The organism is Sphingobacterium sp. HJSM2_6, from assembly GCF_049316305.1.
Taxonomy (GTDB): domain Bacteria; phylum Bacteroidota; class Bacteroidia; order Sphingobacteriales; family Sphingobacteriaceae; genus Sphingobacterium.
Genome location: NZ_JBMOXB010000001.1, coordinates 205,493 through 218,229 on the forward strand (window position 1 = coordinate 205,493; position 12,737 = coordinate 218,229).

Annotated in this window: 11 protein-coding genes; 4 read left to right on the top strand and 7 right to left on the bottom strand. The window is 36.2% G+C overall.

The window, feature by feature from the left end; translation table 11 throughout:
• Position 1 precedes the first annotated feature (1 nt).
• The 4 genes from ACFRAE_RS00880 to ACFRAE_RS00895 all read right to left on the bottom strand — a co-directional run bounded on the left by ACFRAE_RS00880 (position 2) and on the right by ACFRAE_RS00895 (position 4,353).
• A complete protein-coding gene (locus ACFRAE_RS00880) occupies positions 2-1,012 on the bottom strand; it encodes an FAD:protein FMN transferase (protein ID WP_422795223.1) in 1,011 nt (336 codons plus the stop codon).
• A 2-nt stretch (positions 1,013-1,014) separates the two neighbouring features.
• On the bottom strand, positions 1,015-2,328 hold the full coding sequence (locus ACFRAE_RS00885) for a Gfo/Idh/MocA family oxidoreductase (RefSeq protein WP_422795224.1): 1,314 nt from the start codon (positions 2,326-2,328) through the stop codon (positions 1,015-1,017).
• Between the two features lie 43 nt (positions 2,329-2,371).
• Positions 2,372-3,337, bottom strand: a complete 966-nt coding sequence (locus ACFRAE_RS00890; protein WP_422795225.1) for a formylglycine-generating enzyme family protein — start codon at positions 3,335-3,337, stop codon at positions 2,372-2,374.
• A 101-nt stretch (positions 3,338-3,438) separates the two neighbouring features.
• A complete protein-coding gene (locus ACFRAE_RS00895; protein WP_422795226.1) occupies positions 3,439-4,353 on the bottom strand; it encodes an AEC family transporter in 915 nt (304 codons plus the stop codon).
• Between the two features lie 317 nt (positions 4,354-4,670).
• Here ACFRAE_RS00895 and ACFRAE_RS00900 point away from each other — a divergent pair, with 317 nt between their 5' ends.
• The 4 genes from ACFRAE_RS00900 (at position 4,671) to ACFRAE_RS00915 (ending at position 10,382) form a co-directional block, all read left to right on the top strand.
• Complete coding sequence (locus ACFRAE_RS00900; RefSeq protein ID WP_422795227.1) at positions 4,671-5,816, top strand: PepSY-associated TM helix domain-containing protein; 1,146 nt, start codon at positions 4,671-4,673, stop codon at positions 5,814-5,816.
• Entirely contained in the window at positions 5,794-5,973 is a 180-nt protein-coding gene (locus ACFRAE_RS00905; RefSeq protein WP_422795228.1) for a hypothetical protein, read from the top strand. Before ACFRAE_RS00900 ends, ACFRAE_RS00905 begins: the two co-directional genes overlap by 23 nt.
• A gap of 3 nt (positions 5,974-5,976) precedes the next feature.
• Positions 5,977-8,220, top strand: coding sequence for a TonB-dependent siderophore receptor (locus tag ACFRAE_RS00910; RefSeq protein WP_422795229.1), 2,244 nt, complete (start codon positions 5,977-5,979; stop codon positions 8,218-8,220).
• Positions 8,221-8,879: 659 nt separating this feature from the next.
• A complete protein-coding gene (locus ACFRAE_RS00915) occupies positions 8,880-10,382 on the top strand; it encodes a hypothetical protein (RefSeq protein WP_422795230.1) in 1,503 nt (500 codons plus the stop codon).
• 77 nt (positions 10,383-10,459) lie between these two features.
• On the opposite strand, the gene ACFRAE_RS00920 is transcribed toward ACFRAE_RS00915, so the two are convergent.
• The 3 genes from ACFRAE_RS00920 to pyrF all read right to left on the bottom strand — a co-directional run bounded on the left by ACFRAE_RS00920 (position 10,460) and on the right by pyrF (position 12,735).
• Positions 10,460-11,062 carry a hypothetical protein gene (locus ACFRAE_RS00920; RefSeq protein WP_422795231.1) on the bottom strand — a complete coding sequence of 201 codons (603 nt, stop codon included), beginning with the start codon at positions 11,060-11,062 and terminating at the stop codon, positions 10,460-10,462.
• Positions 11,063-11,066: 4 nt separating this feature from the next.
• Positions 11,067-11,816, bottom strand: coding sequence for a hypothetical protein (locus ACFRAE_RS00925; RefSeq protein WP_422795232.1), 750 nt, complete (start codon positions 11,814-11,816; stop codon positions 11,067-11,069).
• An 85-nt stretch (positions 11,817-11,901) separates the two neighbouring features.
• Positions 11,902-12,735, bottom strand: a complete 834-nt coding sequence (pyrF, locus tag ACFRAE_RS00930; RefSeq protein ID WP_422795233.1) for an orotidine-5'-phosphate decarboxylase — start codon at positions 12,733-12,735, stop codon at positions 11,902-11,904.
• Positions 12,736-12,737 lie beyond the last annotated feature (2 nt).

The window sequence follows — 12,737 nt, forward strand, 5'->3', positions numbered from 1 at the left end:
TTTATTTATAGATTCGGATATATTTTTCAAACCCTTTGGAATAAGCTTCTTTTATTTCTGCTCCATCCAAATAGATTAAATAAATATCCATTTTATTTTTTTTATTAGCAAATGCGATTGCTTCCTTAGGTTCCATTGCCATAATGACATTATCATAGCCGTCCGCATCAATCGCCGACTCCGTGATCACCGTAGCCGAAATAATTGTAGATTTCAATGGATATCCCGTATTTGGATCCATGTGATGAGAAAACTTATAGTTTCCTACTGTTCTAAAATTCTCATAACTCCCTGCAGTAGTTATGGATTTATTTTTTAAACCCACTACATAGTTTGAGCCTTGATTCATGGAATCTGGTCGGGCAATCAATATCCGATATTCTTCCTGATTGGGCTTTAATCCTCGCGTTCGGATCTCTCCGCCCACTTCAATAAGGAAACTGCCAACAGCATGTTTTTTCAAATATTCGTAAATAACATCCACCGTATAGCCTTGCGCTATCCCATTCAAATCAAGCTGAATATTAGGAACTTTTTTGATCAATTTATTCCCTTTTAATACCAGCTTCTCCATCCCTACATCTTTCAAGGTCTCCCGAACAAGCGCGCTATCTGGAATGACTTTCGTCTTCTCCGGACCAAAGCCCCAGAGGGATACCAAAGGTTTTACCGTTACATCAAACTTACCTTTAGACTCCTTATAAAACCTAAATGACTTTTTAACAACCGCCTTCATATGGTTGTCCAGAAGCATAAACTTGTCCTTTGATTGATTAAATGTATTGATCTTGGAATCTTTCTTATATAAAGACATGGACTGATCAATGACTTGGAAAATGCTATCTAAGCTATTTTTTGAAATTATAGCAGCATCATGATAATAGCTGATTTGGTAGGTAGTTCCTTGCGCTTCACCAAAAATTTCAAACTGCTTTAAATTAGAAATTGGTTGCTGACCATAGGCCAAGCAACCAATTAATAGTAATAGGATCGTATTAAAATAGTTGATCACTATTAGATATATTTTGCCACATCATGTCCTGGAATTGCAACTGGATAGAATCCATCTGCATTTGGTAATATTTTTGGTTTAGCATCCCATGATAATAATTCTGGCATTAAATCAATATTTGATTTTAACGCTCTATCCCAAGAAATAACCTCTCCTGTATAACAAGCGATACGACCAATGATACCTGTCAATGAACTATAGGCACCATACTCCGCATTTTCAAATTTATATTCCCCTTTAGCAATTGCTTCGAAAAGTTCTTTATGCTCTTGTTGATAAGGGTTTGGATTACCTTTTGGATCATGACGGAAAATCTCTTTCCCTTTCGCATCCCAAAGTATACCTTGACCATTGGCAGATACATATGCTCTACCTTTAGTCGCTTGGAATTGCTCATCGACACGATTTGGAATACCTTCGAAATGTCTACATTGACTATATACTACAGATCCATCATCGTAAGTCATTTCTAGTGCGAAATTGTCATAAATCTCACCATACTCTTTACCTGTACGATGCGCTCTAGAACCCGTACCTTGAATAGAAACAGGATACTTACCTTTTACCCAGTTTGCAATGTCAATATTGTGCACGTGTTGTTCCACGATATGATCACCACATAACCAGTTGAAATAGTACCAATTACGCATTTGATATTCCATTTCTGTTTGTCCTGGTTTACGAGGTCTTACCCAAACACCACCACTATTCCAATATACTTGGCCAGATACCACATCGCCAATAGAACCATCGTGAATACGTTTTATCGTTTCGCGATAATTTGCTTGGTACCGACGTTGCAATCCTACCACCACGTTTAATTTTTTCTTTTTTGCGATTTCTGCAGCCGCTAGAACACGACGAACACCTGGAATATCGGCAGCCACTGCTTTCTCCATAAACACGTGTTTTCCTTGGTTTACGGCTTCTTCAAAATGTGCAGGTCTAAATCCTGGAGGCGTTACCAACAAAACAACATCTGCATCTTTAATTGCGGCTTTATACGCATCAAATCCCACATATTTACGGCTGTCTGGCACATTAATCTTATCGCCAAACTTTTCTTTCAACGTATTGTAAGTGGAGTCCAAATTGTCTTTAAATGCATCTGCCATGGCCACCAACTGAACATTCTGACCAGAATTTAACGCATCAAATGCTGCACCGGTTCCTCGGCCACCACAACCAACTAAAGCAATTTTAATCACATCCGTTCCAGCAGCAAAAACCTTTCCTACAGAACTGCTCGCTAATGCTGTAGCCCCTACTACAGCTGTGGAAGATTTGATAAAATCTCTACGTTTTATATTTTCCATCTATTTAGATTTATTTTTGAGTTTTATAATTTTTGTTATTGTATTAAAAATCCTTTATAGGAGCTTTATCATAATATTTCATGATTTCCTCATTGCTTGGCGGAGTTACTGGTCTAACTAAACGCATACCTACAAAAGGAGCTTCTGGAAACCACCAGTTCGACTTAGGAATCTGAGGATCCAATTGCTTCCAAAACGGATCTGATGCAGCACGAGCCGCAGATCTTAAATCCTCTGCTGAACTATCGTATGATCCTCCACGAACCACATGTGCATATAGTTTACTAGGAACATTCACTGGATTAGCAGCAACTTTTCCATCAAACTGCTTATAATAATCTTCTTGGTATTGATCATACGTCCATTCACCCACATTTCCTAGGATATCAAACAAGCCCCAAGGATTTGCTTTTTTCGTTCCAACTTTCGTAGTTTTACCATTGCCTGAATCTTTATATACGGCATAATCTCCTAATTGAGCAGCATCATCCCCGAAAAAATACTCACTTGTGCTTCCTGCACGGCAGGCATATTCCCATTCTGCTTCGGTAGGTAATCGATAGAAAACACCTGTACGAATATATAACCATTTGCAAAACTGAATCGCATTATAATGAGTCATGGCTAATGCAGGTTGACCATCTTTACCAAATCCAAAAGTCATATCTAAATATGGCTTGGTTGGTCTAGTTACCGCATCTACATTCGCAGGAACTTTCCCATCAGTAGATTTAGTGACTTCGAAATCCTTATATAAAAAAGGTTCAAATAAATTCCATGTTACTTCATAAGTACCCATCCAGAATGGATCAATCTTTACTTGGTGCACTGGCTTTTCATCGGCTTTTGATGATTTCGCACTTCCCATTTTAAATTCACCAGCTGGAATCGCTTCCATAGTGAACTCTAAATTTGTCCCATCAATTTTCTGGGTATAACGCTCATGTTTTGTTTGTGCGTTACTCATTTGCATTCCTGCCAACAAAGCGAAGAATAGAATTCGTTTCATATATGTCTAATTACGACCTTAAATTATTAAATTATGAATATAACTTAGTTTACTTTGCAATAAAGATAAATAATATAGTAGAATAAACAATAACATTTCGGTTACAGAATTAGTATTTTCAAAATTTCATACCAAAGGTAACTTGAAATCAAACTTAATGGAATACTTAAACCGATTGCGCTATTCCCTAGCTTATTATTTAATTTGAATTGGTCAATTACAATACTTGTCGAAACGAGCGTAGGCATGGCCATTTCAAAAACAGATACTGTATAAATAAATCCGCTTCCTTTCAAAAGGACTGCTAATATGGAAACCAATAAAGGAGCGATTAGCAATTTATAACCTATAGCATAGGCTAAATTTGGAATCTCTTTTTTAACGATTCCAAAATTCAATTGTAGTCCTATAGAAAATAAGGCTATAGGCGAAACGGTAGAAGATATCATTTTGAAAAATGGATCCAAGGCCGATAAATCAATCAAACGACCTATGGTTAATGCCAGGACACAGCCAACAAAGGGAGGAAAGGTAACCACTCGTTTTAATATATAGCGAATACTGATGCTATTCCGACTATTTAAACTCCCTTTCATCCCAATAATCACCCCAACGGTAGATAATAGAAAAAATGTCATTTGATCGGCTACGATTCCATACGGTAAATATTCCACGCCATAATAGGCGGTTATTAATGGAAAGCCAACAAATGAGGTATTGCTAAATCCACCCACCAGCATTAACGTATGTTTCGATCTTGTAGAGAGGGAGAGTATATTCCCTAAAATATAGAAAAACAGTATAGAGCCTAACAATACGATCAATGGACATACTAAAGTAAAGAGTAATCCCGAATCCCATTGTAGCGTTGGCAGATAACTGAAAGATAAAGCGGGTAAACCAAAATACAATACCCAAGCATTTAATGCTTTGTAGCCATCCTTTGCAACCCAATGCAATCTCCTAGCAATGGCACCAGCGAATAGACAAAATATAATTAAAATAAAATTTGACACAGTAATAAGGTATAGGCAGCTAAAAATTAAATAATGCCGGAAAAATTGGATTAAATATATTACTAATTTTTGAAATCTTCCGTTCCGTAATCGGAGCTAAATAAACTCTTCCCAGTCAGAAAGTACGCTATACGACCGTATCTGTTTCATCAAACCATTAGTTTCCTTCCTATACAAGCTAAGATTAGCGCTGACTACGTGTTCAAAAAAATTAAAAAAAATTCAATCTTATTTTTAATTAATCTAAATAAACATATATTTGAAAAGTTTTTTAACCAGAAACTAATTTAACACCCCTAACAATTGAAGTAATCTGTATGCAAGTTAAAAATGCAAAACGCTGGTTCAACTGGCATAAATGGACAAGTTTAATTAGCACCCTCTTTTTATTACTCTTATGCATCACAGGATTACCCTTGATTTTTACCGAAGAAATCGAACATTACCTGACTAAATTACCTACTGAAACGCAATCGGATAATCAAAAGAAAAGCCAAGATGAATTGATAAAAATAGCCGAATCAAAAAATCCAGGTAAAAAAGTACGCTATGCCTATTGGGATTATGATGAACATCCAAATCAGGTACTGCTCGATCTAAGCGAAAGGCCATCCGATGATTTCGAAAAAAGCAATTATTTTCTAATGAGTGAAAACTCCGGAAAGGTACTGATAGAACCCAAAAATGAAGGTTTCATGTACATCATGCTTAAATTACATACCGACTTGTTTGCCGGAATTCCCGGAAAACTTTTCCTGGGAATCATGGGCCTTTTACTATTGATAGCGATCATTTCTGGAATCGTATTGTACGGCCCTATCATGAAGAATTACGACTTCGGAATGATTCGTCACTATAAATCCAATCGCCTCCGATGGTTAGATACACATAATTTGATTGGAATAACTACGATGGCTTGGCTTTTTGTCGTTGGATTTACTGGGGTGATCAATACCCTATCTGATGTGGTATTAGGCCTATGGCAACAAGGACAATTGGCGGAAATGACGGCTCCATACCAGCATTACCCGCCTATCCTAGGAAAGCCAAGCTCTTTAGACCAAGCCGTTCAAACGGCTTCAGCAACAGTTCCTCACATGAAAGTAGTATTTGTGGCATTTCCTGGTACAATATTCACCAGCAAACATCATTATGCCGTATTTATGAAAGGCAACACAGAACTTACTGCTCGTTTACTAATGCCTGTATTAATAGATGCTGAAACAGGCGAGTTCACAGATGCTAGACCCATGCCTTGGTACGTGAATACCTTATTTTTATCTCAACCTTTGCACTTTGGTGATTATGGAGGACTTCCACTAAAAATTATCTGGGCATTATTCGATATCGCCTCCATCATCATACTGATAACCGGCCTCTACCTATGGTATCATCGTAGGAAAGCGAAAATCCAATTCATCCCTAAACATAAACCTGATCATGAAAATAGCACCTATACTTAAGCTTTGGGGAATGCCTATAGCCATAGCCTTACTATCCATTTTCGGACTAATAATCGCACTCGCTGGCTCCTCCATCCTTTGGGATATTTGGAGTTGGATGGCATTGGCAATACCCCTTTTATTGATTATTAACAAATACTTTTTTAACCGTCACTAACACATGAAAAATTACCTACTGGCTACGGCACTTATGGCGTGTATTTCCGTACACGCGCAAAATCAAAAACCTACCGCAAAAGATACTTTGAACACACAAAATATTGATGAAGTCTTCATCAATAAATATATCAAAAAGGACACTGAATACAGCAACAAAATGCCACTAAAGGCTATTGAAAATTCACAAGTATATTCTTCCATTGATAAAATATTTTTTGAAAATCAACAGCTTTTCACCCTTGATGAAGGCTTTAGAAATATTACTGGCTTACAAAAAATGTGGAACCCAACCCATCGTGCGGGTGATGGAGGTTCCTTTTTTAATTTGAGAGGTTTCATCGTCAACAAACCTTTAAGGAATGGATTTGTCGCTCCAAACAGCACCAGCCTAGACGCTGTTAATATGGAAAAATTTGAAGTGTTGAAAGGCCCTTCTGCTACCTTGTATGGCAGTAGTTTTGGTTCCTACGGAGGTATAATGAATATCGTCACCAAAGTTCCTATGGATAGTTTATTTACCCATGTGAGCGTATCCGGTGGAAGCTATAATTTCTGGAGAGCACAAGCAGATTTCAATGCTCCTTTAACCAAAAACAATCAATTATTATTTCGCTTAAATACGGCTTATACGACCGAAGGAACATTTCAAAAGACCAATGCTAAAAATCGTTATCTCGCACTAGCTCCTTCCCTATTATTTCATGCCAACGATAAATTATCCTTAGCCCTGGATTACGAAGGTTTTCTGACGAAAGCATTACCAGAACAATTGTTTTTTTACCTATCCCCAGCTCTTGGATTTGACAATCTAAGAGCGCTTTATACCAACACTGGATTAGACTATAAACAATCCTATATCGGTTCGGGTTTACATACCGATGCATTTGTACACAATCTCTTTGCCAAGGCAACCTATCAAATAAATCCGAATATTAGAAGTTCCAGTCATATTGGTTATTCTTACAGTGGTTCTAATGGCTCAAATCCCTATTTTTCCTTAGGGACAAAAGGTTCACTATCTGGAAATGCGAACGAAACAGAACTGGGAATTATCCGTGCGGATCAATCTACAGAAGATGCCTGGCAGAAAAATATTCAAATACAGCAAAATTTTAATTTTGATTACCAATTCGGAACAATGCGAAATCGAACGGTTGCTGGTTTTGACTTTAATAAATCGGATGATAACAGTCGTTTTATATTTGGACAAATAGACTGGGTTGCATTTAACCAATCTAATTACAGCGATTTCAATGCAAAGCGAATAAATGACTATTATCAAGCATTAAAAAATCGACCAAACTACAATTTTGACCAAAATAATAGATGGAACAGCATAACGCAGAAAAATACCTATAGCGGATACATCTCTAACGTCTTTAGTCCTATATCAGCTATCCATTTGATGACTGCTATACGTTATGAAAATATTGATTTTAAAGGCGGACGAATTGGTCCAAACGAGGCAAAAGCATATAATCAATCGGCATGGTCTCCAAAAGTAGGGCTTGTTGTTGAACTGTTAAAAGATAAATTATCCCTATTTGGAAATTACCAAAACAGCTTTAAAAGTAATGGTTATTTCATAGGAGATGCCAGTGGTAATTTGAAATTATCTGACCCTGAAACTGCCAATCAATTGGAAGGAGGATTTAAGGCTGTTTTATTTAACGATCGCTTAAGCGCCAATGTGAATTATTACTCTATTGATGTCAAAAACACTATTTTGAATTCTGGAGAAACAGTACCGAATACTTCTATTGCCATACAAAACCAAACAGGACAGCTGCGAAGTCAAGGTATGGAACTGGAAATAAATGCCTATCTAGTCAAAGGATTCTCCTTAATAGGAGGTTTAAGTTATAATGACAGCAAATTCATTAAATCCGATGCCGCTGTAGAAGGTAGAAGACCAAATATTGCCATTTCACCTTGGTTAGTTAATTTCTATGCGAGTTACCTCTTCTATAGCGGCCAAGCTAAGGGATTAGGTATAGGTATTGGTGGAAATTACGCCAGTGACAACAAAATTGTCAATAGCATAAACCCAATGACGCAAGTAGAAAGTATATTCACCTTAAACAACTATTTTGTACTCAATGCCAATGTATTTTACGAAACAAAAAAATATAAAATAGGATTTAAGATAGACAATTTAACGAATGAAAAGTATTGGATAGGCTATACTACAGCAAATCCTCAGAAACTTAGTAATGCCGTAGGAAGTATTACCTACAAATTCTAAAAAGATCTGTTTAGTTTAATAGTAGCTTGTGGGTCAGGTGGTAAAACGCCTGGCCCATTTTCTATGGCTATTCTTCAATAATTAAATTTACCCTCCAAGAAACACTTAGAAATTTCCTTGCTTAGTCAAGCATTTTCTACTCAGCTTCTGCCTGATAATATCAAGTTCTTTAACCTAAAGTAACATCATCCTGTTGTGTAGAGAATGTAGCTTCTTCCAAAAGAAGAAAAAAATTAAGGGTACGTCCTAAGTCGGAAATTTTTGATTTTATTCCATCAAAAGCATAGCAAATAGCTTGGTGTAAATATGCTGATTTAGAGGAAAATCAACGGATCTCCTTCGGACTTTCTGCGCAAAATTTCGTGCAAAATCCGATGGAGTTCCGAAGAAGATCCAAAGGAGATGCGTTGGATATAAAATATTACAAGGAAGATTTGAATATTGAAAATTCCTAAGAAACACCTAAATGAGTTAAGCATATGCTTGATCAAATCCAAATAAAATCAGATAAATAAGCAAGTAGCCATATGCATAAATTCACAAGAGGAGTGGTTTAAAAAAACTGTTCGTTAACGGGTATTATCTTGAATTAATTAATAACTTTATCTTATAGCATGAGGAATTCACTTGCTATAAAATCACTTTTTAAATACGTTTGAATGAAAAATAAAACCTATTGTTTATGTTTACTTATTTTTCATCTTTTTTTTAGCCATGATGGATTTACTCAAGGGGTTCAAATTCCGCTAGATTTAGACCTTTTCCAACAAAAATTGAATGCGAAGCACCCATTCAAAATACAAGATTGGGAAATTGAAGAATTTGACAAAAGCTACACCGTCTTTACTGAAGATGCAATAGCCTACAAAATAGATAGTAGCTTACAAATACTGAAGGAGGATTTGAATGAAAAATTATTTAACACGCAACTTTCTGCCTATAGCTCGCCACAAAATGTACTTATACCACTGTTCATAAATAAAAATGGACATTTAGGCTTCTTCGAATTCGACTTTAGCCACAATTTGTTAAAGCAAACAATCAAACATGAACTTTTAAAAACAAGCGGTGATTGGATTGGAAAACTTAGCAGCGGCGGGAAACAAGCAGCCTATGTAAAATTAAAGTTTTATTATCAGGCAGAAATAGGATATAACAAGAACGGTCGAAATGTGACCATGCAGATCGACAGCATCAAATTAGTCGATCACAAAAAACGATTAAAAGATGATTATGATGAGTTTAATTTATTCAACCCCCTTTTATTTAAGGACGAACTAGTAAACGATTTAAGTTTTTTAAACCTTAAAGGAAAGATTGTACATCAGGATAGTTTTGGTAGGCACTTATATCAAATAACCTCAAAAACAATTTATCCTCTAGCTGAAAATGATTATCCGAAGAATTTTCAACTCCAAGTTCAATTTAATGCGGATGGTACGAAAGAATTGATAGCTATAGATGGGTATAATTTTGAAGAAAATTATCCTGAAAAAGCATTTAGATCGGTATTCATCAGACAATTTGAATCCATTTTATCAAGATTAACCCCCCCCAAATATCAAGATAAAATTGTACCATCTCGCTATAATTTTCATTTTTTGGTCAATAGCCCGCAAGATAGAAAGATCGTTTCTATTTCATCCTTTCTGCCTTCCAGCTCATTAAACAGTAGAAATGGGGCAAAAATATCCCCTAATTTTAAAATCAAACCAAATACCGCGGCATCAGTGACTGACTCCGCAGACTTCCATGCTATACATCGATCAGGATATCAAATCTCGTATAAAAAGGGATATAATCAATTGGTTAGGGAATTGAATAAATTATTGGAAAATCTAGAAGTTAATGCTATGCCAACTACCAAGGATTCTTTAAATATCCGTTTTGTGATAGACCATGGTTTATTCGGGTATATTTCTTCCGATATAGTTTCTAATCGCAATCATCAAATAATACGGAACACCTTGAAAAAGTTAGGCAATAATTGGATCCCTGCAAATCATAGTGGCTTTGGTGAAAAAGGTTATCAAGCTATTGGAGAAATTCATTGTCACTATCAAATTGTTAAGGATCAACAACAAAAAAGCCGCCTTGTTATTTCCCATATTGAACCCCTATGGACTCGGCAGTATCTTGTACAGCAAATAGCCAACAAGTAGAAAGTCGAGGTATCCATAAAAAAAGCCTTCTTAAAAAAAGATGGCTTTATCTTGGACTACATTCAGAACAAACTTGTCTAAAGTTTAAATATTTTAAAAAGCTTTTTGCCGAAATTCTTATCAATGGTGATGTAACTTGGATAATATAAGTTTTGTCCAGCAATACGAATAGAAGGTTTGATTTTTAAGACTAAGAATCCTTCCGTATCGCGATTAAATAATTCATCTAAAAATTTCTCCACGCCATTTTCCCGAGCCTTATTGAAAATATTCGCTTGAAAAGTTAATGGTACAATGGTACTTTGTCCTTGGGCAAGATTTACATTTTGATCTACTGTACCTTCAAACAGTGGAGTTCCTTGAATTTCTATTAAATATTTAAAGGAATTGAAAGCTGCTTTTTTAGCCTCAGGATTGGTAATTTTCATATTTACTTGTCCCTCCAATGGCAGCTCTTTACTAAATAATGCGACTGCAAGACTGGCTAAAGTAGATACACTAAAGTTGCCGTCTGAACCTTTGTAAGATTCCAAATTTTTACCATTGAATTTTACCTTTTCTACCGACTCCACATCGTAATCACAATCTGCAAGTGCTTTCAACTGCGCTTTTTTATTCACTTGACATCCCGATAGCATGAAGATTACACTTACTGCTAAAATAGCAACTAACTTTTTCATATAATTATTTCTTTCTTCCAAAATTATAAATCAATCCTAAGGTAAATACGGCATTACCAGGTTTTAGATATTCATTTTTCATGAGGCCAATATTCCAACCATTGGTATATTGCAATTGTAAACCTTTATTTAATTGTAATCGAGTAAAAAATATAGGTTCTACAAATACATTTTCCTCCAAAGGACTTTCCAACCCATTGAGTTGAAAATTATCCATTTTTAAACGGCTCAGACGAATGGCTGTACCATAATTTAATGTTCTTTTTTTTCCAAACAACTTGATGTTGTCTTTTTTACTGGAAGAAAAGTTAGTTTGTATGAATATTTTATTAAAATCAGTTTCCCGACTTTCCACTGGATCTGCTCCAGTTGTACTCGCTCGTTTATCCACATCTGTACTCGAACCTAGGCCATAACCTGCATAAAATTCTAAGACGGTTTGTTTCTTTTTGCCGATGGCTGTAAAATAGCCAAGCCCACCTTCGTAAACATATTGCTTAAAATCATGATTGGTGGATTTGTAATCTACATAGGACCCATTGGCTAGAATAGCCAAATGATCGGTAACAGCAAATCCTGCATTTCCACTCACATTACTTTTTGGGTTCACATGTGCTGCTAGATACCCTTCGCCTTGATGTTGAAACATAGGTGTCGCAGGCACATTTGGTAAGTATACAGAACTACAAGAACTGAACATTGCTAATCCAAAACCAATGATAACTACAGGAAGGGTGAATCTTACTTTTTTCATATTACTTCTTAATCCTGCATATCTACAAATTATTATGCCAAACCTGAAAAATTTAACAAAAAGTAAGAATTTCTTTCCCAAACGATTAGATTATCCCATGAATTTCTAATTGTTCTTGCATCTCTAACTGCAGTTTCAAAGCTTCTTCCCTAGCTTTCTCTGCAAAGTCTTTTCCCTGAGAGGCATAGACTATAGCACGCGTACTATTCACTAGTAAGCCACAATCCTTATTCATCCCATATCGACAAACATCCGCCAGCGAACCGCCTTGTGCTCCTACGCCTGGAACTAATAAAAAATGATCTGGAGCATGTTCACGAATTTTAAGAAATGCTTCTCCACGGGTTGCTCCGACTACATACATGAGGTTCTCGGTGGTCCCCCAGGTGTTCACTTTGTCTATAACTTCTTCAAACAATTGTTTTCCTGCTGCATTGGTAAAATTTTGAAAGTCTAAACTTCCTGCATTGGAAGTTAAAGCCAATACTATTGCCCATTTCCCAGGATACTCTAAAAATGGGGTGACAGAATCTTTACCCATGTAAGGAGCAATGGTAATGGAATCAAAATTTAAACCTGAAACTTCTGGATTGAAAAAGGCTTCAGCATAGCGAGTGGACGTATTGCCAATATCGCCGCGTTTGGCATCAGCAATACTGAAACAATCGCTTGGTATTAGTTCACTAGTCTTCCGCAACGCTTCCCAGCCTTTGACACCATAGCTTTCAAAAAAGGCTATATTGGGCTTATAAGCCACACAAAGATCTGAAGTGGCTTCAATGATTGCTTTATTAAACGAAAATATTGGATCTTCCTCATCTAATAGATGGGCTGGAATTTTCTTAATGTCGGTATCTAAACCCACACATAAAAAACTTTTTTTGGCTTTGATTAAATCTATTAAACCTTGCTTGGTCATCG